This is a genomic window from Caulobacter sp. SRI_008, from assembly GCF_057586355.1.
Map to the genome: position 1 here is coordinate 1 of NZ_JBYCZS010000002.1, position 24,378 is coordinate 24,378.

General features: G+C 70.9%; 23 protein-coding genes and 2 pseudogenes. 16 read left to right on the forward strand and 9 right to left on the reverse strand.

The features are described from left to right. A partial coding sequence (pseG, locus tag AC2YHT_RS02070; protein WP_487287942.1) for a UDP-2,4-diacetamido-2,4,6-trideoxy-beta-L-altropyranose hydrolase occupies positions 1-1,023 on the reverse strand: 1,023 nt, incomplete at its 3' end. Positions 1,024-1,249: 226 nt separating this feature from the next. On the opposite strand from pseG, the gene AC2YHT_RS02075 reads away from it, so the two are divergent. Beyond that, entirely contained in the window at positions 1,250-4,471 is a 3,222-nt protein-coding gene (locus AC2YHT_RS02075) for a glycoside hydrolase family 2 TIM barrel-domain containing protein (protein WP_487287943.1), read from the forward strand. A 4-nt stretch (positions 4,472-4,475) separates the two neighbouring features. Here the strand turns inward: AC2YHT_RS02075 and AC2YHT_RS02080 are convergent, their stop codons facing one another. After that, positions 4,476-6,776: a DEAD/DEAH box helicase gene (locus tag AC2YHT_RS02080; RefSeq protein ID WP_487287944.1), complete on the reverse strand. Its 2,301-nt coding sequence runs from the start codon at positions 6,774-6,776 to the stop codon at positions 4,476-4,478. A 28-nt stretch (positions 6,777-6,804) separates the two neighbouring features. Then, entirely contained in the window at positions 6,805-7,587 is a 783-nt protein-coding gene (locus AC2YHT_RS02085) for a hypothetical protein (protein WP_487287945.1), read from the reverse strand. 117 nt (positions 7,588-7,704) lie between these two features. Between AC2YHT_RS02085 and AC2YHT_RS02090 the strand changes: the two genes are divergently transcribed. Then, the gene (locus AC2YHT_RS02090) at positions 7,705-8,004 is read left to right on the forward strand and encodes a hypothetical protein (protein WP_487287946.1); all 300 of its coding nucleotides are present in this window, start codon (positions 7,705-7,707) and stop codon (positions 8,002-8,004) included. A gap of 331 nt (positions 8,005-8,335) precedes the next feature. On the opposite strand, the gene AC2YHT_RS02095 is transcribed toward AC2YHT_RS02090, so the two are convergent. From AC2YHT_RS02095 to AC2YHT_RS02110, 4 genes are all read right to left on the reverse strand, one after another. Further along, the gene (locus tag AC2YHT_RS02095) at positions 8,336-10,168 is read right to left on the reverse strand and encodes an ABC-F family ATP-binding cassette domain-containing protein (RefSeq protein WP_487287947.1); all 1,833 of its coding nucleotides are present in this window, start codon (positions 10,166-10,168) and stop codon (positions 8,336-8,338) included. Between the two features lie 269 nt (positions 10,169-10,437). Then, positions 10,438-11,637 (reverse strand): acyltransferase family protein, encoded by a 1,200-nt coding sequence (locus tag AC2YHT_RS02100; RefSeq protein WP_487287948.1) that lies wholly within the window; start codon positions 11,635-11,637, stop codon positions 10,438-10,440. A gap of 288 nt (positions 11,638-11,925) precedes the next feature. After that, a complete protein-coding gene (locus AC2YHT_RS02105; protein ID WP_487287949.1) occupies positions 11,926-12,642 on the reverse strand; it encodes a DUF6250 domain-containing protein in 717 nt (238 codons plus the stop codon). A 186-nt stretch (positions 12,643-12,828) separates the two neighbouring features. After that, complete coding sequence (locus AC2YHT_RS02110; protein WP_487287950.1) at positions 12,829-13,314, reverse strand: YcgN family cysteine cluster protein; 486 nt, start codon at positions 13,312-13,314, stop codon at positions 12,829-12,831. Positions 13,315-13,367: 53 nt separating this feature from the next. Here AC2YHT_RS02110 and pbpC point away from each other — a divergent pair, with 53 nt between their 5' ends. Beyond that, positions 13,368-15,533, forward strand: a complete 2,166-nt coding sequence (gene pbpC / locus AC2YHT_RS02115) for a multimodular transpeptidase-transglycosylase PbpC (protein ID WP_487287951.1) — start codon at positions 13,368-13,370, stop codon at positions 15,531-15,533. A 207-nt stretch (positions 15,534-15,740) separates the two neighbouring features. Here the strand turns inward: pbpC and AC2YHT_RS02120 are convergent, their stop codons facing one another. Then, positions 15,741-16,154 carry a DUF7684 family protein gene (locus AC2YHT_RS02120; protein WP_487287952.1) on the reverse strand — a complete coding sequence of 138 codons (414 nt, stop codon included), beginning with the start codon at positions 16,152-16,154 and terminating at the stop codon, positions 15,741-15,743. A gap of 148 nt (positions 16,155-16,302) precedes the next feature. Here AC2YHT_RS02120 and AC2YHT_RS02125 point away from each other — a divergent pair, with 148 nt between their 5' ends. Next, complete coding sequence (locus tag AC2YHT_RS02125; RefSeq protein WP_487287953.1) at positions 16,303-16,884, forward strand: hypothetical protein; 582 nt, start codon at positions 16,303-16,305, stop codon at positions 16,882-16,884. Then, positions 16,769-17,881 (forward strand): DNA-packaging protein, encoded by a 1,113-nt coding sequence (locus AC2YHT_RS02130; RefSeq protein ID WP_487287954.1) that lies wholly within the window; start codon positions 16,769-16,771, stop codon positions 17,879-17,881. The genes AC2YHT_RS02125 and AC2YHT_RS02130 overlap by 116 nt, the downstream gene beginning before the upstream one ends. A gap of 20 nt (positions 17,882-17,901) precedes the next feature. On the opposite strand, the gene AC2YHT_RS02135 is transcribed toward AC2YHT_RS02130, so the two are convergent. Then, positions 17,902-18,345, reverse strand: a complete 444-nt coding sequence (locus AC2YHT_RS02135; protein WP_487287955.1) for an endonuclease domain-containing protein — start codon at positions 18,343-18,345, stop codon at positions 17,902-17,904. Between the two features lie 47 nt (positions 18,346-18,392). Between AC2YHT_RS02135 and AC2YHT_RS02140 the strand changes: the two are divergent. From AC2YHT_RS02140 to AC2YHT_RS02190, 11 genes and pseudogenes are all read left to right on the forward strand, one after another. Further along, positions 18,393-19,593, forward strand: a pseudogene (locus AC2YHT_RS02140) (phage portal protein). Positions 19,594-19,725: 132 nt separating this feature from the next. After that, entirely contained in the window at positions 19,726-19,989 is a 264-nt protein-coding gene (locus tag AC2YHT_RS02145; RefSeq protein WP_110118073.1) for a hypothetical protein, read from the forward strand. Next, positions 19,986-20,390, forward strand: coding sequence for an HK97 family phage prohead protease (locus AC2YHT_RS02150; RefSeq protein WP_487287956.1), 405 nt, complete (start codon positions 19,986-19,988; stop codon positions 20,388-20,390). Before AC2YHT_RS02145 ends, AC2YHT_RS02150 begins: the two co-directional genes overlap by 4 nt. A gap of 133 nt (positions 20,391-20,523) precedes the next feature. Next, complete coding sequence (locus AC2YHT_RS02155; protein ID WP_487287957.1) at positions 20,524-21,747, forward strand: phage major capsid protein; 1,224 nt, start codon at positions 20,524-20,526, stop codon at positions 21,745-21,747. Further along, positions 21,744-21,920 (forward strand): annotated as a pseudogene (locus AC2YHT_RS02160) (hypothetical protein); the annotation flags it as partial. The gene AC2YHT_RS02155 and the pseudogene AC2YHT_RS02160, both read left to right, overlap by 4 nt. A gap of 21 nt (positions 21,921-21,941) precedes the next feature. Beyond that, entirely contained in the window at positions 21,942-22,214 is a 273-nt protein-coding gene (locus AC2YHT_RS02165) for a head-tail connector protein (protein WP_487287958.1), read from the forward strand. Beyond that, positions 22,211-22,606 (forward strand): DUF3168 domain-containing protein, encoded by a 396-nt coding sequence (locus AC2YHT_RS02170; protein WP_487287959.1) that lies wholly within the window; start codon positions 22,211-22,213, stop codon positions 22,604-22,606. Before AC2YHT_RS02165 ends, AC2YHT_RS02170 begins: the two co-directional genes overlap by 4 nt. Positions 22,607-22,639: 33 nt before the next feature. Then, a complete protein-coding gene (locus AC2YHT_RS02175; protein WP_487287960.1) occupies positions 22,640-23,056 on the forward strand; it encodes a phage major tail protein, TP901-1 family in 417 nt (138 codons plus the stop codon). Between the two features lie 190 nt (positions 23,057-23,246). After that, positions 23,247-23,528, forward strand: coding sequence for a GTA-gp10 family protein (locus AC2YHT_RS02180; protein ID WP_487287961.1), 282 nt, complete (start codon positions 23,247-23,249; stop codon positions 23,526-23,528). Continuing rightward, entirely contained in the window at positions 23,525-23,716 is a 192-nt protein-coding gene (locus tag AC2YHT_RS02185) for a phage tail assembly chaperone (protein WP_487287962.1), read from the forward strand. The genes AC2YHT_RS02180 and AC2YHT_RS02185 overlap by 4 nt, the downstream gene beginning before the upstream one ends. Beyond that, a complete protein-coding gene (locus AC2YHT_RS02190; RefSeq protein ID WP_487287963.1) occupies positions 23,713-24,231 on the forward strand; it encodes a phage tail tape measure protein in 519 nt (172 codons plus the stop codon). The genes AC2YHT_RS02185 and AC2YHT_RS02190 overlap by 4 nt, the downstream gene beginning before the upstream one ends. Positions 24,232-24,378: the final 147 nt, after the last annotated feature.

A 24,378-nucleotide genomic window follows, 5' to 3' on the forward strand; every position in this document is an offset into this window, starting at 1 on the left:
CGCGCCCGCGCCGGCGCCGACCACGGCCCCCAGCACCGCGCCTTCGGTCTTGGCGTTGTGAGCGGCGACGTTGGAGCCGATCACCGCCCCGGCCAGGGCGGCGAAGGCGCCGGCCAGCGCCTCGTCCGGCGTGGCGGCGTCGAGGGCCAGGTGCGCGCCCAGGGCCGACAGCGCCGCCGCCGCCTGCCGCTGGTTGTCGGCCAGCACCAGCGACAGGGTCGGCAGGCTCAGCACGCAGCGCTCCCAGCTGCTCGACCCGGCCGCGCCGATGGCGAGGTCGGCGGCGGCCGTCAGGGCGGCCATGTGGCGGCTGTCGATGTGGAGGGTCAGGCGCGGGTCGGCGGCCGCCAGGGCGCGCAGGGCCGGCAGGCTGGGCGCCTGGCCGCCGACCACCACGTCCAGCGTCCGCTCGCCGAGCACAGGCAGCAGGGCGGCGACCACGCGGGCGGTGATCCCGCCGACGTCGGTCAGGCCCAGCGAGACCAGCACCCGTTCGACCTCGGAGACGGTCGCACGGCGGGCCAGGGCCGTCTCACGCAGGGCGGCGAAGGCGGGCGACAGGGCGGCGTGCGAGGGGCCCAGCAGCATCTGCGCGTCGGCCGGAATGAGCCCCGCATAGTCCTGCGCCCGCCGCGAGATGCCGGCGTCGACCACCAGGCCGGCGGCCAGCGGTCGGTCGGCCAGATCGTCCACCGCCAGGGCCGGGCGCTCGCCGGCGATCGCGCGATGGTCGGGGGCGGAAAGGCCGTAGTGGTCGAAGATCACGGCGTCGAAGCCGGCCGCCAGGGCCGCGCCGCCGGCGACCAGGGCGTCCTTGGTCTCGAAGATTCCGGCCGGGGCGGCCCCGGGCGCGAAGGCGGCCATCAGCCCGGCGAGCGCGGGTGGTCCGGCGAAGTCCCACTCGACCCCCATTGGGGCGCCCTCCGCTTCCAGGGCCCGGGCCAGGTTCAGGCTGCGCATGAAGTGGCCGCCGCCGACCCTTGGGCCTGCATCGACGACGAACAGGATGCGCGGTCCGGGCATGGGGGTCTCGCGGGCGCGGGCGATGGTGCCCGAGTGTGTGCTGGGATTCGTCCCCCTCGCCACCCCCCTATCGCCGCCGCGCGCGGAGCGGGGGAGGCGGGCCGATGGGCGGCCGGCACGGAATTCGCCCATCAAATCGCATTGGTCCTCTTTTGTCTGACAAATGAATCCACCATGCTAGGGCGACAGCGTCCGACCAACGGGACGCGGGTATAGGGAGGCGTGCATGCGGAAGATCCTGGCGGCCGGCGCGGCGATGACGGTCCTGGCGGCGGCGGGTGCGGGCCTCGCCCAGCCCAAGGTCGATCCGGTGCAGATCGATTCCACCCGCCCCGACTGGGAGAACCCGGCGGTCAACGCCCGCGGCAAGATGCCCGCCAGCGCCAGCCACTTCCCGTTCGAAAGCAGAGCCGCCGCCCTGGCCGGCGACATGACCAGGTCGGCTCGCTATCTCAGCCTCGACGGCCAGTGGGCCTTCCACTTCAGCCCGTCCTCGGACGACGTGCCCGACGGCTTCGAAAAGTCGGACTACGACGCCTCCAGCTGGAAGAGCATCAAGGTCCCCGCCATGTGGCAGGCGCAGGGCTACGACCAGGCCCGCTATAACAACATCACCTACCCCTTCCCGGCCAACCGCCCGCTGATCCCGCACGCGACGAACCCGGTCGGCTCCTACCGCCGCACCTTCGAGGTTCCGGCCGGCTGGTCGGGCCAGGACGTCATCCTGCACATCGGCGCGGCCGGCGCGGCCTACCGCGTCTGGGTCAACGGGCAGGAGGTCGGCTACTACGAAGACTCCAAGCTGCCGGCCGAGTTCGACGTCACCAAGTGGGTCAAGCCCGGCCAGAACCTCGTCGCCATCCAGGTGCACCGCTGGGCCGACGGCTCCTATCTCGAGGACCAGGACTTCTGGCGGGTCTCCGGCATCGAGCGCTCGGTCTATCTGAAGGCCGTCCCGCAGGCCCGGACCAGTGACGTCTTCGTCCATGCCGGCCTCGACAAGGCCTATCGCGACGGCGTGCTCTCGACCGAGCTCTCGCTGACCGCTCGCAAAGCGCCGCTGACCGCCCGCATGACCCTGCTGGACGGCGAGCGCGAGGTCCTCAAGACCGAGACCAAGGTCGCCGCCGGCGCCGCCCGCACCGTTTCGCTGAACGCCACGGTTCTCGGCGTCCGCCAATGGACCGCCGAGACGCCCAACCTCTACACCCTGCTGGTCGAGCTGCTCGACGCCAAGGGCGAGGTCGTCCAGGCCACGCCCCAGCGGATCGGTTTCCGCACCGTCGAGATCAAGGACGGCAAGGTGGCGGTCAACGGTCGCCCGATCGTCATCCGCGGCGTCAATCGCCACGAGCACGATCCGGAGACCTTCCACGTCATCTCCGAGGCCTCGATGCGCCGCGACATCGAGCTGATGAAGAAGGCCAACATCAACGCGGTGCGCACCTCGCACTACCCCAATACCGAGCTCTGGTACGCCCTGGCCGACGAGTACGGCCTCTATGTGATGGACGAGGCCAATATCGAGAGCCACGCCTATATGGACTACGGCAACAAGCATCCCGAGCTGCGCGAGAGCCTGCAGCTGGGCTTCGACCCGGCCTGGGAAGCCGCCCATCGCGACCGGGTGCTGAACATGGTCGAGCGCGACAAGAACCACCCGTCGGTGATCTTCTGGTCGCTGGGCAACGAGGCCGGCATCGGTCCCAACTTCGCCAAGGCCGCCGCCGCTGCCCGCAAGCGCGATCCCAGCCGGCTGATCTCGTATCTGGGCTGGGGCACGCTGGACTGGGAGCACCAGCCCAACAGCTACGTCGACATCTACGCCCCGATGTACGACGACATCGAGAAGATGGTCGACTGGGCCACCGACCCCACCCGCACCCAGCCGATGATCCAGTGCGAATACGCCCACATGCAGGGCAACGGCGGCGGGAACTTCAAGGACTACTGGGACACCATCTACGCCTACGACAAGCTGCAGGGCGGCTTCGTCTGGGATTGGGTGGACCAGTCGATGTACCGCTACGCCAAGGACGGCCGCCGCTACTGGGGCGACGGCGGCGAGTACGGCCCCAATCCCGGCGGTGACATCGAGTTCGGCGACGGCATGATCCAGCCGGACCGCACGCCCAACCCGCACTATTACGAAGTCAGGAAGGTGCTCTCGCCGATCCAGTTCGGCGGCTTCGATCCGGCGACCGGAAAGGTGAGCGTGACCAACCGCCACGACTTCCGCGACCTGTCGGGCTTCGACTTCGAGTGGGTGCTGGAGGGCGACGGCGTCGAGGTCGCCTCGGGCGCCCTGCCGGCCCTGGCCACCAAGGCCCGGGGCGTGGAGACCATCACCCTGCCGCTGCCGGCCATCGCGACCAGGCCCGGCGTCGAATACTTCGTCACCGTGCGGGCCAAGGCGAAAGCCGGCGCAGTGCCGATGACCCCGGCCGGTTTCGTGGTGGGCTGGGAGCAGTTCGCCGTCTCGGCCACGCCCAAGGCCGCTGTCGCCCGTCCCGGCGCCGTGGCCCTGACCGACGGCAAGGACGCCGTCGTGCTGGAAGCGGCCGGCGCCAGCCTGACCATCGACCGGGCCACGGGCCTCGTCTCGGCCTACGCCAAGGACGGCGCGGTGCTGGCCCAGGGCGGTCAGCCCAACTTCTTCCGGGCCGAGACCGACAACGACACGGCCACCGGCACGGTCGCCCAGCAGAAGCCCTGGCGCCTGATGACCGACGTGCGCCAGGTGCGCCCGATCACCGCCCGCAAGCTGGCCGGCGGAGAGGCCCAGGTCACGGTCGAGCACGCCCTGGGCGCCGGCGCGGCCAGGTTCGTCACCACCTATGTCATGGCCGGCGACGGCTCAGTGGCCGTGACCGGCGACCTCACCCCGCTGAAGGACGATTTGCCGCCGCCCGTGCGCGTGGGCCTGTGGTTCACCCTGCCGGGCCAGCCCAAGACGGTGGAATGGCTGGGTCGCGGCCCGCATGAAAGCTATGTCGACCGCCTGACCTCGGCCCCGGTCGGCCTCTGGCGCGGCGCCCTGGCCGACCAAAACCACGACTACATGCGGCCCCAGGACACCGGCAACAAGACGGGCGTGCGCTGGCTGGAACTGTCGGGCGGCGACAAGGCGGCGGGCCTGCGCGTCGAGGCGGCCGGCGCCCCCCTGATGATGAACGCCCTGGCCTTCCCCTACCAGGACCTCTACCGCCGTCCGGCCGGGACCTGGAAATCCACCGACATCGTCCCCCACGACGCCGGAACCCTCCTCATCGACGCCACCCAATGGGGCGTCGGCGGCGACACCACCTGGAACTTCGTCGGCCAACCCCACGTGAAGTACCGGACGAAGCTGGCCCCGACCCGGGTAAGCTTCCGGCTGGAGCCGTTCACGGGCGAGGGGACGGAGGTTGGCAAGGCCAAGCCCGCGCGGGCGACGGAGGTGGAGTGAGGGGCTAGTCGGGCAGCCGGTTGTGGAGCTGGGAGAACACCCCAGCCTCCCGCCAGAGATCGCGATTGCCCACGACGTAGAGCGCCTCCTGGGCTCGGCTCACGGCGACGTTCAGGAGATTGGGCGTCCCGCCGGCCCATCCGCGTGCGCCCCTCTGGGCGGGCTCGGGGGCGCCAAGCACGAAGATCACCGCCTCGGCCTCGCGGCCCTGGACGGTGTGTACGGTGCCGATGCGGTCATAGACCCATTTCTGGGCGTTGAGTTGGGGCCAACGCTCCAGCACCCGGCTTCGAAGCACCAGCGCGCGCAGATGGTCCTGAACGGTCACGAACGGCGTGACGATGTAGACGTCGGGCGCGGTTTCCAGGGCTTGTAGAGCCTTGAGCAGATCCACGACGATTTCGCCCTCGCGCGGCGACCACTTTTCCTCGCCCGTGCTCTCGATGTGGAGCCACCGCGACGGGCCGAGCAGGTCGGCGATGGCCGAGGGGCGGGGGCGCTTGGCCTGGACCATCAGGCCGTTGTAGGCGACGGCGTTGGAGATGCCGAACATCGGCTCGGCGCAGCGACGGTGCACCAGCAGCGGCGCGCCCACCCGGCGGCTGCCCTCCCGGGCCTCGAACTCGCTGGCGAAGGGCGTTGCGCGGTCGGCCAGGGTCTGGGCCGAAGCGGCGGGCGCGTTGTAGCGATCCGGATCGACATCGAAGGCCTTGCAGATGGCGCCGGTCAGGCTTTCCGGGAGGGTGACCACTGGCTCGACCTGGATGGGATCGCCGACCACCACGGCCTTTTGCGCGCGCATCAGGCCGCCGACCGCGGCCTGGGGCAGGGCCTGGCCGGCTTCGTCGATCAGCAGCCAGCCGAGGCTCTTCGACGGCAGGGCGCCCAGCATGCGCGACACCGAGGCGAAGGTCGTCGAGATCACCGGGGTGACGAGGAACAGCGAGCTCCAGAGATGAGGCAGCAGGTGCTGCTTCTCGACGGGCAGACCCGGGTTCGACATCGCGCTCATCAGCGCGCCTATGTTGTGGCGCAGCGGTTTGGCGGCGGCGTCGATAAAAGCGCGATGCAGGGCCATCGCCGCGGCGAAGACCTCCTGCCTCAGGTCCTGTTCGCCCTGGGCCAGCCAGGGCGTGGTCATCTGCCGGTCGTGATGGGAGCGTTCGAAGAAATCGTCGTCGATGACGCGTGGCCCGAGCCTGCGCTTGCCGTCTTCGATCAGGGCGATGGCCCGCTCCAGCGCCCGCACGGCCGATGTCCATTCGGAGTGGAGGCGAGCAAGGCCCTCCGTGGCCTGACGTTCCGCCGTCTCGGAGGTTCGCAGGGTCTCAAGCGACTGGGCGGTTTCGTAGAGCCGGCGGCTGATCTGGTCGGCCAGAGCCCGATCCTGTTGGCTCCAGGTCCGGGCGCGCTGTGTCCGGAACAGTCTGGCCAGCAGGCCGGGGCGGGTCGCGCCGTGGCTGCTTCGCAAAGCGTTCGCCGCGTCCAGGGCCTGTTTGTCGCGACTGTGAGCCGCCTCGGCCTCGCCACGAGCCTGCATCGCGGCCTGGGCGAAGGTGCGCGTCTCATCGAGGCGCCGCTTCGACGCGGCCGCCTGGGCTTCCAGCCCCGACCGTTGGTCGATGGCGCGGGCGACTTCCTCAAGGGCCGCCAGAGCCGCTTTCGCCTTGCCGTGGACCGCCAGAAAATCGCGCCGGGCCGTCCGCCAGCGACGCGCCGCCGCCTCGGGACCTTCAGGCGGGCGTTCGGCCGCGATCACCTTGGGCTTTCGCCGCCCGACGACCTTCCCGGTCTTGGCGTCGAGCGTTTCTATCCACTGCGGCGTTCCGGCGGCTTCGGCCAGATAGGTCCGAAGGCCCGCCTCGTCATCGAACCAGAAGCGCTTGCGAAACCGCGCGCGGTTGGTTCCCTTGCCCAGAACCGCGGCGGCCAGGCCCCAGCACGGCCGTTCCAGCAGGTGCTCGGCGATGCTGGCGAAATAGCGGACCTCGCCATCGACGGCGTCCAGCGCGGGCAGTTCGGCGCTGACGTTTTCGACGGCCTTGTTGTTGGACGAGGCGACCAGCATCTCGAAGCCGCGGAGCTTTTCGTCCAGCGTGTAGAGGTGCAGCCAGCTCTGGCCCACGCGCATCTGGCCCGCGTGGCCGAAGGCGGCGGCGGGATCGTCATAGGCGGCCATGGCCAGGGCCCGGCTCGTGACCTGCGCGGCGACCACGTCTCTCAGCAAGGTCGTCTTGCCCGTGCCCGGCGGGCCATTGACGCCGAGGATCGGCGCCTGGGGCGACGCCGCCGTGGAAGCATTCACCGCCGCCTGCTGCAGGAGGACGAGGCTGCTAGGACCCAAGGGCCATCGGCCGGCCGGCGTCCTGGCGGGCCGCACGGCGTCGAAGAGGGTTCAGCAGATCCTGTTGGGACGCCGGCGCGGCGGCGCCGAGATAGGCCTTCAGGGTTGCGGGTAGAAGATCCCTTGTCGCGAGGGCGCGGGCCGCGCCCAGGTCTTCGAGATAGAAGCTGTTGAGCAGCAGGGGGTCGGGAGCGTCGGGCAGCTTGTAGTACTGGTAGGTCTTGATGGCCCTCAGCTCCAGCGAGGCCATGTCGCCGTCGATGCCCAAGGTCTCGACCAGCCAGTGTGACGCCGTCGCCAGTTGCGACAGGGTGACGGGCAGTGTCTCGCCGTCCTCGTCTTCGAACCGGACACGTCGGTCGAGGTCCTTGAGCAGGTCGCGTTCGGCTTCAGGCCAGTCGCCCAGGCCGCCCAGATCGCCCCGCAGGGCGCGTGGCAGGCCCCAGCCGAAGCTCGAAACGGCGCACCCGTTGGGCTCGACCGGACGTCCGTTCCGGTCGAGCAGGACGCTGGCCAGCACGGCCTCGCCCCGGACGGCGTGGCGCTCGGGGCGCCGATCCTCATAGACCCGAAGAAGGCGTTCCACGGCGGGTTCGAGCCGCACCGTTCCCAGCACGACCTGGTAGTAGAGGCGGTGGTCGGGCTTGGATCTCTGCCCCGCGCCTTCCCAGGGCGCGGTGGCCCTGGCTGACAGATCGATCAGGTCCTGGACCTCCGAGCCGGCCATGGCGGCCAGGTCGGCCGGCCGCCGGAAGCTCTGGGGGGAGAGCACTTCCAGGGCCGTCCAGGCGTCGAGGATCCTGGCGGGGGCGTCCCGTTCTCGGCGCGTATCGGCGCCTGGGCTTTCGCGATGCGGGGCCGATCCGTCCGGGCGGGTTCGGGCGTCTTCATGCGGCGGCCGAGCCGAGCTTTTCGGCGTGTCAGATGGCTGTCGCGCGGGTTGCGGGCGACGAGCGGCCTCGTCCGCCTTCGCCCGCTCCGCCTTTTCGGCGAGGATGCGCGCCAGCCTGCCGCGAAGCTTTCCGGCTCGCGCGGTATGCCGTTCGGCCAGTTCACGCTCGAGGACACGCAGCTTGGCGGGATCGTCGCGATGGGCGACCAGATAGGCCTCCAGGGCCTCTATGCGCTCACCGATGAGCGGGCGCGGGCTCTTCGTCGTTCGCGCCATGCTCTTTCAGCTTCGCCATGACGATCGATATCCATCCTTAGCGAAGGCGAGCAGCGAGGGCTACTCTCGGGAAGGTGAGGCTCGCCGCCGCCACTCCCCCTCACCTTCGCCCGGCCGATAAGGCGAATTGATAGTTTTCATCGGCTCGATTGAGCGGGTCGATGGGGTGGTGGCGGGAGCTTTAGCCACGGCCCCGCGCGCCTAAGGAGTTGCCTCCCTCGCCCTTGTGGCGAGGGTCCATGCCGGCCGCCGCTCAGATCGGGGGCGATCGGCAAGGTCTGAGCGGCTGAACGATGGGTCCTGGGCACAGGGCCCAGGAAGGCGAATTAGGTTAGGGACGCGGGAGGAGCCCTCACCCCGCCAGCGCTTCGCGCTTCTCTTCCAGCGCCAGCCAGTCTTCCTCGGCCTGCGCCAGATCCGCCCGGGCCTTGTCGAGCGACTTCATGATCTTGTCGAAGCCGGCCGGGTCGCGGGCGTAGAGGTTGGGGTCGTCGAGCTTCTTCTCGAGGTCGGCCAGGATCTTGGGCGAATTGGCGATCAGGGCCTCGCACTCCTCCAGGCGCCGCTGGTCCTTGTAGGACAGCTTGACGGCCTTCTTGGGCGCGGCCGGGGCGGCGGGGGTGACGATGGCCTTGTGCGAGCCGGTTCCGGTGGCGAAGTCGCCGGCCGCGCCGCGGGCGCCCTTGAAGAAGTCCGGGGCCTGGTCGATCAGGTCGCTCCAGCCGCCGGGGGTTTCCAGCACCTGGCCGTGGCCGTTCATGGCGATGGTCGAGCTGGCCAGGCGGTCGATGAAGTCGCGATCGTGGCTGACGAGAATGAGGGTTCCCTCGAAATCGGCCAGAAGCTCTTCCAGCAGGTCGAGCGTGTCCATGTCGAGGTCGTTGGTCGGCTCGTCGAGCACCATCAGGTTCATCGGCGTGGCCAGAGCCCGGGCCAGCAGCAGGCGGTTGCGCTCGCCGCCCGACAGGCTGGTGACCGGCTGGCGCAGCTGGGCCTCGGTGAACAGGAACTCCTTGGCGTAGCCGGCCACGTGCTTGGGCTGGCCGCGCACCAGGATGGAGTCGCCGCCCGACGGGGTCAGGAAGTCCCAGACGGTGATCTTTTCCGACAGGGCCATGCGGTTCTGGTCGACATAGGCGACCTCGAGATTGGTGCCCAGCTGCACGGTCCCGGCGTCGGCCTCCAGTTCGCCCAGCAGCAGGCGCACCAGGGTGGTCTTGCCCGCGCCGTTGGGGCCCACGAGGGCGACGCGGTCGCCGCGCAGGATGCGGGTCGAGAAGTTCTCGACGATGGTGCGCTCGCCGAACGTCTTGGTCAGGCCCTTGGCCTCGACCACGCGCTTGCCCGAGGCGCCCGAGCTCTCGACCGCCATGGTCATCGAGCCGCGCTTGTCGGCGACGATGTCGCGCTTCTGGGCGCGCAGGTCCATCAGGGCGCGGCGGCGGCCTTCGTTGCGGGCCCGGCGGCCCTGGACGCCGCGGGCCAGCCAGGCGTTTTCCTTTTCCAGCTGCTTGTTCAGCCGGCGCTCCTCGTCGGCCTCGGCGGCCAGCACCTGCTCGCTCCAGGTCTCGAACTCGGCGAAACCCTTGTCGAGGCGGCGCACCTTGCGGTGCTCCAGCCAGAAGGTGCGCTGGGTGACGCGGTTGAGGAAGGCGCGGTCGTGGCTGACGATCAGGGCCGCGCACTTGGAGTTGGCCAGCTCCTCTTCCAGCGTCTGGATGGCGAAGATGTCCAGGTGGTTGGTCGGCTCGTCGAGCAGCAGCACGTCGGGCTGTTCGGCGAAGGCGCGGGCGAGCGCGGCGCGGCGGCGCTCGCCGCCGGAGAGGCCTTGGGTGCTCTTCTGGAAGTCCAGGCCGAAGTCGGCCAGGGTCGCGTGGGCCTCGTAGTCCTGGGCGCCGCCGGCCGTGCAGTAGTCGAGCAGGGTCTCGCCGGTGATGTCAGGCTCCTGGCTGACGAACACCACCTTGGCGCCCGGCTGCACGGCGCGCTCGCCGCTGTCGGCCTCGGCGCCCTGGGCGGCCAGAACCTTCAGCAGGGTCGACTTGCCGGCGCCGTTGCGGCCGACCAGGCAGGCGCGCACGCGCGGCTCCAGGGCCAGGTCCACGCCGTCGAACAGCGGCTTGGCGCCGTCGGCGAGACGAACGTCCTTGAGGGCGAGCACGGGGGCGCGGGCGGGGGCGGCCATGGAGCGGTCTTTACGTCTGGGTGGGCGGCGAGGCGGGGGAGGCGAAGGAGATGGGGCCTATAGCAGGGCGCGGGGAGGGGGAAGGCGGAAAGTTATTGAGGGCGTGAGCTGGACGGCGGCGCGCCCGGGAAACCTCCCCCTGCGGGGGAGGCGATCGCGTAGCGATCGGTGGGGGGAGTTGATGCGAAATCTGGGCGCCGCCTGGCCAGTTGAAAACGACCCCCCACCGGCCTTCGGCCGCCTCCCCCACAGGGGGAGGTTCCTTGTGGCTAAGCCGCCAGTCTCTGCTCCTCCACCGGCGCCGGGACCGGCCTGCGCAGCACCCGCTCGCGCAGGCGCAGGAAGGGGCGTTCGATCAGCAGCCACAGCAGGATGGCGGCCGCGAAGTCGGCGGCGAGATAGGCGCCAACGCCGGTCCAGCCGCGCAGCACGGTGTCGCCCAGGGCCTCGCGCAGCATGTGCTGCACCGGCTTGTGGACGAGGTAGAGGCTGTAGGCGAGGGTCGCCACGGCGGTGACGGGCTGGAGCGGCAGCCGCTGCAGGGCCGGCTCCAGGTCGAGCAGGGCGCAGAGCAGCAGGGCCGTGGCCAGGCACGCCAGCGGATAGAGGAAGACCGCGCCGATGAGGTCCAGCGCCACGCCGTCGGCGGTGCGCTGGCACAGGATCACGGTGGCGACGGCGGCGGCCAGGCCCAGTGGTCCGGTGACGGTCGGCGGCAGCCAGCGGGCGACCTGGGCGGGACGGAAGATGCGGGCGGCGGCCAGCAGCACGCCCAGGGCCAGGCCGTCCAGCCGGGTCCAGGTCGGGTAGTAGATCAGCCGCAGGAAGTCGGCGGGCCGGGTGGACGGATCGGCGGCCGGGCCGTGCCAGATCCCCCAGCGCAGGGCCATGCCGCCGAGGATCAGGGCCGCGCCGACGGCGACGCTGGGTCCCCATCCTTTGAAGCGGGCCAATACGAGGACCAGCGGCGGCAGGATCCAGTAGAAGTGCTCCTCGACGCACAGCGACCAGGCCGAGGTGAAGGCGCCGGTGACGCGGTAGTCGAGGCCGACGTTCATGGTGAAGGTCAGGAACCGCCACAGCGGCTGGATCGCCTTGCCGTCCGAGAAGCCGGGCAGCAGGAAATAGAGCGCCAGCACCACCAGAAAGGCCGGCAGGATGCGGAAGGCGCGGCTGGTCCAGAAGCGCTTGAAGTCGACGCCGTTCCCCGCCGCGATCCCCTTCAGCAGCTGGGCGCCGATCAGGTAGCCGCTGAGCACGAAGAACACGTCGACCCCCAGCCAGCCGAAGGGCTGGACGGTGAGCAGCGGCTCGGGCCGGGCGGGCTTGGGCATGTGCCAGGCCATGACCAGCAGGATGGCGGCGGCGCGCAGCAGGTCGGGTCCGTAGGCGCGGCGATGCTGGTCGCGCCCATGCTGGTCGCGCGATGGGGCGAAGAGGGCGGCGAGGGCCCTGGAGACGGCGTTCATGATTATCCCGAAAGGCCGCCGGGAGGCGAGGGCGGCGGCCTGGGAGGATGGTGCGCGATCAACCTTGAGTCGTCACGGGGGCGGAGGGTGGATTTCGGAAGATTTCGCGGGGTCCTTCTCCCATTGCGGGAGAAGGTGTCGGCGAAGCCGACGGATGAGGGGTCTCTCAGACTTGAGACGCCGCGCCGGCCCCCTCAGTCGCTCCGCGACAGCTCCCCCAGAGGGGGAGCATCTGCTGAGCTAAATCCTCCCCCTCTGGGGGAGGTGGCCCGGAGGGCCGGAGGGGGTCTACGCCCCCGCCAGCCGCCACACGGCGAAATCCTTGAACCGCAGCCGGCTCCAGGTGGTGCGCAGGCCAAACCAGCCGGTGCGGTAGGGATCCTGGTCGGCCAGCTCGAACAGCTTGCGGCCGTCGGCCCAGTACTGGATCAGGCCGTCATAGGCCACCAGCTGGACGGCGACCCAGCGGTTGGGCTGGAGCAGGGCCCGGGCGTCCTTGAGGTCGTGCTGGGGCAGCATGGGGCGGTCGCCGGCGCGGCCGACATAGCGGCGCAGGCGGGTGCTGGAATTGTAGTTGCCGCCTTGGCCGACGTAGTAGGTCTTGAGCAGGTCGTAGTCGGCGAAGGCGCCGCTGCGGGGGCTGGCGAAGAGGTCGTCCGGGGAGCGGACGTCGGTCGCCATCCAGAAGGCGTTGAGGTCGCTGATCCGGTCGTTGTGGCCGCCTTCATAGACCGCCAGGGCCTGGTATTCGATCAGCAGCGGGCCTTGCAGGCGCGGCTTGAACCAGGCGGTGAGGCCGGCCGGGGCGTCGAGCTCGAGGACGCCGTTTTCGGCCTTGGCGATTGAAGGCTTCTCGGCCTCGATCGTCCAGTTGGCGAGGCCTTGGGTGAAGTCATCCGTGTAGAGACGGTCGGCCTTGCGCCAGGGCTCGGGGGCTTGGGCCCGCGCGGCGTTGGCCAGCGGCAGGGCGAGGGCGGACAGGGCGAGGGCGCGGCGGGTGAGCATGGGAGGAGGCTTAACCCGGGGCTGGCTTTCAAGGAACCTCCCCCTGTGGGGGAGGCGATCGCAAAGCGATCGGTGGGGGGAGGCCTGCCGATGCCTCGAAAGCTGAAAACGGCCCCCCTCCGGCGCTTCGCGCCACCTCCCCCAGAGGGGGAGGATCCTGATGCGCAGGCCTCACCTCGGAAGGATCTAGTCTTCCGGGGCGTACGGCCAGTCGCCCTTGTCGACCATCAGGTCGGTGGCGACGAAGTCCATGGCGTCTTCGGGGTCGTCGAGGCTGGTTTCGCTGATGGTCTGGTCGCGGATCGAGATCCCGGCCTTGTGGGGGCTGTCGGGGTCGCCGGTGATCAGCGGGTGCCACTGGGGCAGGGTCTTGCCCTCGTGCAGGCGGCGATAGGCGCAGGAGGGGGGCATCCACTCCAGGTCCTCGATGTTGTGCGGCGTCAGCTTGATGCAGTCGGGCACGGTCTTGCGGCGATTGGGGTAGTCGCTGCAGCGGCAAAGATGGGCGTCGAGCAGCTGGCAGTGCACCCGTGTGGGGATCACTTCGCCCGTATCTTCGTCTTCGAAGCGAACCAGGCAGCAAAGGCCGCAGCCGTCGCATAGACTCTCCCACTCGGGGACGGTCATCTGGTGAAGGGATTTCGTCTCCCAGAAAGGTTTGCGCGCCATCATCGGGGCGTCCTAAACCCAATCGGCCCGAAGACCAACTGGACGCAACACCGCACGTGAACGACTGGACGCTGCCGCCCTACAAGTTCGAGGACACGCCCGCGCGCCCGACGCCGCCGGCGCAGGGCGGATTCGCGCCTGTTCCGCCGTCTCCGCCGGAGCCTCCCCAGCAGCCTCCGCCCCCTCCATCTGGGCGTCCGCCGGAAGAGCCTTTCCGGGCCGACCTGAAGCCGCCGCGCAAGACGGGCGGCTGGGGCTGGGTGTGGATCACCCTGCTGGTCAGCGCCCTGATCGGCTTCATCGCCGTGGGCGGCGGCGCGGCCTATGTGTGGTTCAAATATCTGAAGGACACGCCCGAGCTGCCCAGCCGGGAGGCCCTGTTCGCCATCAACCGCGCGCCGGGCGTGCGGTTCGAGGACCGCAGCGGCCAGGTGATCGCCACGCGCGGCCCGCGCTACGGCCAGCGGGTGACGGTCAATACGGTGCCGGGCTACGTGCCGCTGGCCTTCCTGGCGGCCGAGGACAAGCGCTTCTACAAGCACGGGCCGATCGACCTCTACGGCATCACCCGCGCGGCCTGGGTCAACTGGCGCGCGGGGCGCACGGTGCAGGGCGCCTCGACCCTTTCCCAGCAGCTGGCCAAGGGCCTGTTCCTGACGCCCGACCGCACGGTCGAGCGCAAGCTGCAGGAAATGCTGATGGCCTGGCGCCTGGAACAGGTGCTGAGCAAGGACGAGGTGCTGGAGCTCTATCTCAACCGCGTGTTCTTCGGGGCCAACACCTATGGCGTCGATGGCGCGGCGCGGACCTATTTCGGCAAGCCGGCCAGCCAGCTGACGCTGTCCGAAGCGGCCCTGCTGGCCTCGCTGCCCAAGGCGCCGTCGCGCCTGGCCCTGACGCGGGACATGGAGGGGGCGCTGGCCCGCTCGCGGCTCGTGCTGGCCAACATGAAGAAGGAAGGCTGGATCACTGAGGCGGAAGAGGCCAAGGCGCTGGACGACACCCCGCGCCTGTCGCCCGACGCCGTCAGCGACGAGGGCGATTACGGCTGGGTGCTGGACTACGCCACCACCGAGGCCATCCGCATCGCCGGCCAGAATGCGCCGGATCTGGTGGTGCGCCTGACCATCGACAGCCGTTTGCAGAAGGCCGGGGCCGACATCGTGCGCCAGGCCATCGCGCTCGGCGGCGAGCATGCGGGCGCCAGCCAGGCGGCGCTGCTGTCGATCTCGGCCGACGGGGCGATCCGGGCGATGGTGGGCGGTACGGACTACATCGCCAGCCCCTTCAACCGGGCTGTGCAGGCCAGGCGCCAGCCGGGCTCGACCTTCAAGCCGTTCGTCTATGCCGCCGCCCTGGAGAAGGGCGTGCTGCCGACCGACATCCGCGTCGACGCGCCGGTGCAGTTCGGCGACTGGAAGCCGGAGAACTATGGCGGCGACTATCGCGGGCCGATGACTGTCGAGCAGGCCCTGGTCACCTCGACCAACACCATCGCCGTCAAGCTGGCCCAGGAGGCCGGCGGCGCGCGGGTGGCGGACCTGGCCCGCCGGTTCGGCGTGACCAGCCTGCCCGAGCGGCCGGACCTGTCGGTGGCGCTGGGGGCCTATGAGGTCAATCTCTTGCAGATGACCTCGGGCTTCCAGGTGTTCCAGCTGGGCGGGCAGCGGGTGAACCCGTATGTCATCGAGAGCATCGCCGCCCAGGACGGCCGGCCGATCTACAGCCGCGGGCCGCTGGCCCCGACCCAGGTCTACGACGTCGCCAAGGCCAGCATGATGGTCAAGATGATGAAGAAGGTGGTCGACCAGGGCACGGCCAAGCGGGCGGCGTTCGGCTGGCCGGCGGCGGGCAAGACCGGCACCAGCCAGAACTGGCGCGACGCCTGGTTTGTGGGCTTCACGCCCGATTTCGTGACCGGCGTCTGGGTGGGCAACGACGACGACAAGCCGATGAACAAGGTGGTCGGCGGCGACATCCCGGCCAGCATCTGGCGGCGGTTCATGCTGGCCGCGCACCAGAACCTGGCGATCCGCGACTTCCCGTGGCTGCTGCCCGATCCCGAGCCGAGGACGTCGCCGGATCCGAGGAACGGGTTCTACGAGACCCTGTCGTCGGAATTCGCCCGCACGGCCTCGGAACTGGAAGCCGACGCCGCGCCGGACGAGGATGCGCCGGGGGCGGGGCCGCAACCGCAGACGCCGCCGGAGCTGCCTTACTAGATCCCTCTCCCCTTGCGGGAGAGGGTGGCCTCCCGGAGGGAGGTCGGGTGAGGGGTCTCTCAGAAGTCGAACGCCGCGATAGCCGATCAGCTGTCGCGGCGTTTTTCGTGGGTGCGACCCCTCATCCGTCGGCCGGAGTTTACCCTCGGGCCGGCTTCGCCGGACCCGGGGGCCGCCACCTTCTCCCGCAAGGGGAGAAGGACGCTTTTACGCCTGGAAGATCGCCCGCAGTCGCGCCTCGTCCGGCGCGGCGGCGATGTGGACGATCAGGGTGGCGGCCAGGTCGAGGGACGGGTGCAGGGCCGCGTGGGCGGCGAACCAGGCGACCTCTTCGAGGGGGTCGTCGTCGTGCCAGGTGGTCATGATGAAGTCGTCGTCGGGCGGATCGCCCGGGAAGGCGGCGATAGCGGCGTCGTCGATGGCGTCGTGCCAGGCCTCGCAGTCGGTTCCCCAGGCCAGAGCGTAGCGGCAGCCGGACCGCGCCAGCCAGGCGGCGACCTCGGCCCGCCAGGCAACGTCGGCCGGGGCTTCCAGCACCAGCGCGGCCTTGAACGGGGCCGAAGACGGCTCGGGCGGCGGGAACGCGCCGGGCGGCAGGTGCAGATAGGCGACGGCGTCCATGGCCAAGGTCTAGCAGGTCGCGTCGCCGACGGGGATAGAGCGCCGTGGATCCCCGGTCCGTGACGGAAAAAGTTCCGAGATTCCGGCGGCTTGCAACTTTATCAGCGTCGTGGATCAGACGCGTTCGCTGGCGCCGTACACTTCTGTCATGGCCGAGAAAAGCGACATCGTAGAGCTGCTGGACACGACCCTGGCCTTCGCGGCCTGCGTCTGTGCGGCGGCCTCGCGGAAGATCCTGGATCAGGCGGCGGACAAGCCGCCAGAGGCCCAGGTCGCCGCCACCAATGAAATCGGGCGGACCATCCGGACGCTGAAGCTGGCCGTTGTCGCTGGCCGTCGGGCCGGGGCGGATCTTTCCCGCCTGCTCAAGGCGCCCGCCGCCACGGCGGCCGGCGAGGAGGTTGCGATGAATGACGGTGGACCCTGGACCCCCGAACGAATGGGCGAGCTTCGAGCCGATCTCGAGCGTCGAATGGAAGCGTTTAAGTCAGGGCTCGAATTTAAGCGCCTGGATGGACAGTGCGCCCCCGCCGGTGATCGCGCGGGCGACACGAAACTGGCGGCCGAGGCTGGATCATCAACTACCGCCGGACGACCCGTGGGCGACCTGGCTGATGCTGGGCGGACGCGGGGCCGGCAAGACCTTCGCCGGGGCGAGCTGGCTGCTGGAGCAGGTCACGCGGCCCTGTCGGCTGGCGTTGGTGGGACCGACCTTCCACGACGTTCGTGAGGTGATGATCGAAGGGTCGTCGGGCCTGAAGGCGCTTTCGTACGAGACCGACCGCCCGCGCTGGGAGACATCGCGTCGGCGGCTGGTTTGGAAGAGCGGCGCCGAGGCCTACGCCTTCTCCGCCGAGGATCCCGACAGCCTGCGCGGGCCGCAGTTTCACGCCGCCTGGGCCGACGAGTTCTGCGCCTGGCCCAAGGCGAGCGAGACCCTGGCCATGCTGCGGTTCGGTCTGCGGCTGGGCGAGGATCCGCGGCTGGTGGTGACCACCACGCCGCGTCCGACCCGGGCGTTGAAGGTGCTGATGGCGGAGGCGGGGGTGGCGACGACACGGGCGGGGACGGCGGCCAACGCCGGCAACCTGGCGCCTCGGTTCCTGGCGAGCCTGGAGGCGCTTTACGGCGGCACCCGGCTGGCGGCGCAGGAGCTGGAGGGCGTCGTCGTCGAGACCGACGGCGGCCTGTTCCGGGCCGAGGACCTGGCGCGCTGTCGCGGGGCGCCGCCGGCGCGGTTCGACCGGGTGGTGGTGGCGGTCGACCCGCCGGCCACGGCGCGCGGCGACGCCTGCGGGGTGGTGGTCGCGGGCCGCCGCGACGGCCGCGCCTATGTGCTGGCCGATCGCACCGCGCGGGGCCTGTCGCCCAACGGCTGGGCGAGCCTGGCCGTGGCGGCGGCGGTGGATTTCGACGCCGACGCGCTGGTGGCCGAGGCCAACCAGGGCGGGGAGATGGTCCGCTCGGTGCTCGCGCAAGCCGCGCCGCCGTGCCCGATCAAGCTGGTGCGGGCCTCGGTGGGCAAACGGGCGCGGGCCGAACCGGTGGCGGCGCTCTACGAGCAGGGCCGGGTGGTGCACTGCGGGGCGTTCCCGGCGCTGGAGGAGGAGCTGATGGGGCTGGGCGACGGGGACCTGGGGCACAGTCCGGACCGGGCGGATGCGTTGGTCTGGGCGTTGAGCGAGCTGATGCTGGGCGGGGGGGAGCCGAGGTTGCGGGTAGTTTAGGCGCCCTTCGGGCGACCCCCTCAGTCGCTCCGCGACAGCTCCCCCAGAGGGGGAGCATCTGAAGCACCAAGATCCTCCCCCTTTGGGGGAGGTGGCCCAGAGGGCCGGAGGGGGTCAGCGCAGGCGTTGGCCAGGATTGTCGCGAGGGTGTCGTCGACCGAAGCCAGCACCTCGATGGCTGGAATACGAAGCGTGCGTATGCCTCGTGCGGCAAACCAGGCGTCGCGACGGGCGTCACGCCAGGGGCGATCGCCAGTGTCGTGCGCATAGCCATCGACCTCGACCGCCAGTTTCAGGGCGTCGCAATAGAAGTCGAGCACGTAGGGCCCGACAGGGTGCTGCTTGCGAAAGTGCAGGCCTTCGAGGCGACGCGCCTTGAGGCCAATCCACAGGAGGACCTCCGGGAGGCTCATGGTTCGGCGGAGCGTCTTGGCGTTTCGTCGGGTGCGCTTGGGCGCGTCCACCGGGGTCCCCCTCCGTCGCTTCGCGACACCTCCCCCAGAGGGGGAGGATCTTTGGCTTCGCCTTCACTCTACATTGTTCGCTATTTGTTCTCAACCCGCACGGGAGCGGCCATGCCCCTCTTCGCATCCCGGCGCGCGCCGGAAATCAAGGACTCCCGCGCCGCCAGGCTGGTCGCCCTGACCAGCGGCGGGCGGGCGCAGTGGACGCCCAGGGACTATGGGGCGTTGGCGGCGGAGGGGTTCGGGAAGAACCCCGTGGCCTATCGCTGCGTGCGGATGATCGCGGAAGCCGCGGCCGCCGTGCCGCTGGTGGTGTTTCGCGACGGCAAGCGGACGGACGATCACCCGCTGGCCAAACTGCTGGCGCGGCCCAATCCCGAGCAGGGCGGGCCGGATCTGATGGAGCAGTTCTTCGGGCATCTGCAGGTGGCGGGGAACGGCTATCTGGAGGCGGCCGGCGACCAGCCGGAGGAGCTCTATGCGCTGCGGCCCGACCGGATGGCGGTGGTTCCGGGGCCGCGCGGCTGGCCGGTGGCCTATGACTACCAGGCCGGCGGGCGGACGGCGCGGATCGCGCGAGACGCCGACGGCTGGCTGCCGGTGCTGCACCTGAAGCTGTTCAACCCGACGAGCGACCACTACGGGGCCTCGCCGCTTGAGGCCGCGGCCTTCGCCATCGACGTGCACAACGCCTCGGGGGCGTGGAACAAGGCGCTGCTGGACAACGCCGCGCGGCCGTCGGGGGCGCTCGTTTATGGCGGGCGCGACGGGGATCGGCTCTCCGAGGAGCAGTTCGAGCGGCTGAAGGCCGAGCTGGCGGGCGCCCACGCCGGCGCCGACAATGCCGGCCGGCCGCTGCTGCTGGAGGGCGGGCTGGAGTGGAAGCCGATGTCGCTGACCCCGGCGGACCTGGATTTCGTCGAGGGCAAGCACGCGGCGGCGCGGGAGATCGCCCTGGCGTTCGGGGTGCCGCCGCAGCTGCTGGGCATTCCCGGCGACAACACCTACGCCAACTATCGCGAGGCCAATGGCGCGTTCTGGCGGCACACGGTCGCGCCCCTGGCCGAGCGGGCGGCGCGGGCGCTGACGGCCTGGCTGGGGGTGAAGTTCCCCGGCGCGCGGGTGGCGTGCGACCTGGACGCCGTGCCCGCCTTGAGCGCCGAGCGGGACGCGCTGTGGGCGCGGCTGGAGGCGGCGAGCTTTCTCACCGACGCGGAGCGGCGGCGGCTGGCGGGGGTGGAGGGGTAGCCGCCCCTGGCGGGGCGGCCCCCTCCGGCCCTCCGGGCCACCTCCCCCAGAGGGGGAGGATCTTTGAGCGCGAACCAGATGCTCCCCCTCTGGGGGAGCTGTCGGCGAAGCCGACTGAGGGGGTCTTTTTCCATGACCACGACAAACCGCTGGCGGCTGGACCGCCAGATCTCGGCCGCCGTGCTGGTGGCGGTGGTGCTGCAGGCGGCGGCCGCCTTGATGTGGGCCGGGCGGGCCAGCGCGCGGATCGACGATCTGACGCGGCGGCTGGAGGCCCAGGCGCCGGTGGCCGAGCGGCTGGCGCGACTGGAAGCCCAGGCCGACGCCACGCGCGCGGCGCTGGTGCGGATCGAGGCGAAACTGGACTCTCCAAGCCGGGAAGGGGGCGAGCGATGAAGGACCTCCGCATCGAGGGCTACGCCTCGCTGTTCTGGACCCGCGACCTCAATGACGACGTCACCGCCGCCGGCGCCTTCAAGGCGAGCCTGGAAGGCGGCGCGGGCGCGATCCGCATGCTGCACCAGCACGACGAGGCCGAGCCGGTGGGCGTCTGGGACGAGGCGTTCGAGGACGCGCGCGGCCTATTCGTCCGTGGGCGGATCATCACCGCGACGCCGCGGGGTCGGCTGGTGGCGGCGCTGGTCTCAGCGGGGGCGCTGGACGGGCTGTCGATCGGCTTTCGGCAGGTCAAGGCGCGGACGGACGGGCCCCTGCGGGTGCTCAGCCGGGTGGACCTCTGGGAGGTGTCGATCGTGACGTTCCCGATGCTGCCGGGGGCGCGGCTGAAGGTGGTTTGAACATCGAGATCCTCCCCCGCTGGGGGAGGTGGCCCGAAGGGCCGGAGGGGGTCTGCCGCCGCGCCGGCCCCCTCAGTCGCTCCGCGACAGCTCCCCCAGAGGGGGAGCATCTGAACTCCAACTGGAGAACTCCATGAAGGAAACCAAACAGGTTCCGGCCTCGCCGGAGGCTCGGGCGGCGTTTGCCGAGGTGTTGGCGGCGTTCGAGGGCTTCAAGGCGGCCAACGACCAGCGGCTGGCCGCGATCGAGGCCAAGAGCGCCGACGTGCTGCTGGAGGAGAAGGCGGCGCGCATCGACGCGGCCCTGACCAGCGCCCAGGACCGGCTGGACCGCATCCTGGCCGAGAGCCGGCGTCCGGCGCTGGGCGGCGAGGCCCCGGCCGCGCGGGTGGACGAGCGCAAGGCCGCCTTCGACCGCTATGTGAAGACGGGCGAGACCGCTGGCCTGCTTGAGGCCAAGGGGCTGTCGGAGGGCACGGCCACGGCCGGCGGCTATGTGGCGCCGCCGGAGCTGGAGCGGCAGATCCTGCGGCGCCTGGCGGCCACCTCGCCGATGCGCGAGATCTGCCAGGTGCGCACGATCGGCGGCGGGACGTTCCGCAAGCCGGTGAGCCCTGCTGGCCTGGCCGCCGCCTGGGTGGCCGAGACCGCCGCGCGTCCGGAGACCACGGCCCCGACGCTGGACGTCATCGACTTCCCGGCCGGCGAGCTCTACGCCAGCCCGGCCGCGACCCAGGCCCTGCTCGACGACGCCTATGTCAGCATCGACGAATGGCTGGCCGAGGAGGTGCAGGACGCCTTCGCCGCCCAGGAGACCAGCGCCTTCGTTTCGGGCGACGGGGTCAACAAGCCCAAGGGGCTGCTGTCCTACACGGCCGCGGCGGACGCTTCGTACACGTGGGGTCAGCTGGGCTATCTGGCCACCGGCGTCGCCGGCGCCTGGCCGGCCAGCAACCCGACCGACAAGCTGATCGACCTGATCTATGCGGCCAAGACCCAGTACCGCCAGAACGGCCGCTTCGTGATGAACCGCCGCACGGTCAGCGCCGTGCGCAAGTTCAAGGACGCGCAGGGCAACTACATCTGGAACGCGGCCCTGCAGCCGGGGCAGTCGGCGTCGTTGCTGGGCTTTCCGGTGACCGAGATCGAGGCCATGCCGGATGTGGCCGCCAATAGCCTGGCCGTGGCGTTCGGCGACTTCGAGAAGGGCTACCTGATCGTCGACCGGGCCGGGGTGCGGGTGCTGCGTGACCCCTATTCGGCCAAGCCGCACGTGCTGTTCTACACCACCAAGCGCGTCGGCGGCGGGGTGCAGAACTTCGATGCGGTGAAGCTGCTGAAGTTCGCGGCGAGCTGACGACGAGGAGCCTTCTCCCCTTGCGGGAGAAGGTGTCGGCGAAAGCCGACGGATGAGGGGTCTCTCAGATCCGAGCCGCCGCGCCCGGCCCGACCGCTGTCGCGGCGGCGAGGGTTTTCGACCCCTCACCCGACCCCCTTCGGGGGCCACCCTCTCCCGCAAGGGGAGAGGGATTTTTCCCAAGGAACATCCCCATGCCCAATTCCGTGACCCTGGCCGAGGCCAAGGGGTTTTTGCGCGTGGGCGGGAGCGGCGAGGACGCGCTGGTTTCCCTGCTGATCGACGCCGCCGAGGCGCGGGTCGGGCAGGCGGCCGGCGTGGTGCTCAACGCCGCCGCGCCCGCGCCGCTGCGCCTGGCCGTGCTGGTCCTGGCCTGCCACGCCTATGAGCATCGCGACGGTGAGAAGCCGCCGCCGCTGTCGCTGGTCGAGCCCTGGCTCGCGCCCTATCGGGGAGCGCGGCTTTGAGCGGCCTCGAGAGCGATCTGGCCGCCGCCCTGGCCGGGGCGTTGGCGGCGGCGCCGGCCGTCGCCGCCATCGTCGGCGGGCGCATCCACGCCGATCCGCCGCGCATGCTGACCTACCCCTGCATCAGCGTGGGCCGCATCGAGAGCCGCGCCGTGGGCGAGGACCTGCTGGAGCACGTGGTCACCATCACCTGCGCCTCGCGGTTCGGCGGGCCGGAGGAGGCGCGGGCGATGACGGCGGCGGCGCGGCTGGCGCTGCACGACGCCGCGCTGAGCGCGCCGGGGCGCCGGCTGGCCTCGTGCCGGGTGCGCTACGCCGACGTGTTCGCCGCCTCGGACGAGGAGCTGACCCTGGGGATCCTGCGCGTGCGGGCCGTCAGCGAGCCGGCCTGACCCTTTCCCTTTTCTCAAACGATGGAGGCGTCCATGGCCGCGCAAGCCGGCAAGGACATGCTGCTGAAGATCGGCGACGGCGGGTCGCCCCAGACCTTCGTGACGGTGGCGGGGCTGCGGGCCCGGACCATCAGCCTGAACGCCCGCACGGTGGACGCCACCGACGGCGACAGCGCCGGCCGCTGGCGCGAGCTGCTGGCCGGGGCGGGCGTGCGCTCGGCTTCGGTGTCGGGCAGCGGGGTGTTCCGCGACGCGGCCTCGGACGCGGCGGTGCGCGACAGCTTCTTTTCCCAGACGGCCAGGACCTGGCGGCTGGTGATCCCCGACTTCGCCCAGCTGGAGGGGCCGTTCCTGGTCTCGGCGCTGGAATACGCCGGCCAGCACGACGGCGAGGCGGCCTTCGCCCTGACCCTGGCCTCGGCCGGGCAGGTGAGCTTCACGGCGATCTAGCCCCAACGCGCGTCATCCCGGCCGGAGCGCGCAGCGCGCAGAGCCGGGACCCAGGGGCCGCCGCACTGCGCCGGCGACCGTGAGGGCGGTGAACCCGACCGCCGAGCCCGGTCCCCTGGGTCCCGGATAGCCTCTGCGAGGCTTCCGGGATGACGAAGATTTTGAGTTCGAAAGCTGGAGGGAACTGAAGATGACCATGCATAATCCGGGACGCGGCGAGGTGACGGCCGTGCTGGCCGGGACGACGCGGACGCTGTGCCTGACCCTGGGCGCCCTGGCGCGGATCGAGGAGGCGCTGGGGCTGGAGGACTGGAGCCAGCTGCCGGGGCGCATCGTCAGGATGTCGGCCCGCGACCTGCTGGCGGTGCTGCAGGCGCTGCTGGACGAGGACGGCCCGCCGCTGGACGTGGCGCGCCTGGACGTGCGCGAGGCGGCCGCCGCGGTGGCCAAGGCCCTGGCGGCCGCGGCGTGACGGGCTGGAACGAGATGCTGGCCCGGGCGGCGCGGGAGTTCTCCGTGCCGCCGGCGGCGTTCTGGCGGCTGTCGCTGCCGGAGTGGCGGGCGCTGGCGGGGCCGCCGGCTTCGCCCGCCTTGCCGCGTCCGGCGCTGGAGGCGCTGATGGCGCGGTTTCCCGATGACGACGAGGAGGCGGCGCCATGAGCGGCTTCGACGACATGACGATCCAGGCGGGCGAGGCGGGGCAGGCCCTGGCGGCGTTGGAGGCCCCGGCGCGGGCGGCGGCGCGCTCGATCGAGGACGCCTTTTCGGCGGCGGGGAGCAGTCTCGCCCGCTCGCTGGCCCGGGCGGCGGCCGACGGCGAGGTGTCGCTGGCCGAACTGGCGCGGGCGGTGCTGGCGGCCGTGCAGGCGGCGACCGGCGGAAGCGGCGGCGGGGGCGGCCTGGGCGAGGCGCTGGGGTCGGCGCTGACCTCGGCCTTCTCGGGCGCGCGGGCCGACGGCGGGACGGTGACCGGCGGCGGCGCCTATCTGGTCGGCGAGCGCGGGCCGGAGGTGTTTCGCCCGGCGGGCGCGGGGACGGTGGAGCCGCTGGGCGGCGGCGGCATGAGTGTGACGGTGCAGGTCAGCGGCGGCGACGTCGGCGGCCTGGCGCGGTCGGACGCTCAGCTGGCGCAGGCCTTGGCGCGGGCGGTGAGTTTGGGCGCGAGGCGGTTGTAGTTCGGCGACCCTTACCTCTTCTTCCCGTCATTCCCGCCCTTGTGGCGGGAACCCCTCTGTCAGCCGCAGGTGCAGATGGGGCGACGTGCTGAGCACGTCGCTTGCGCCTCACATGCGAATGGAACCAGGGGTTCCCGCCACAAGGGC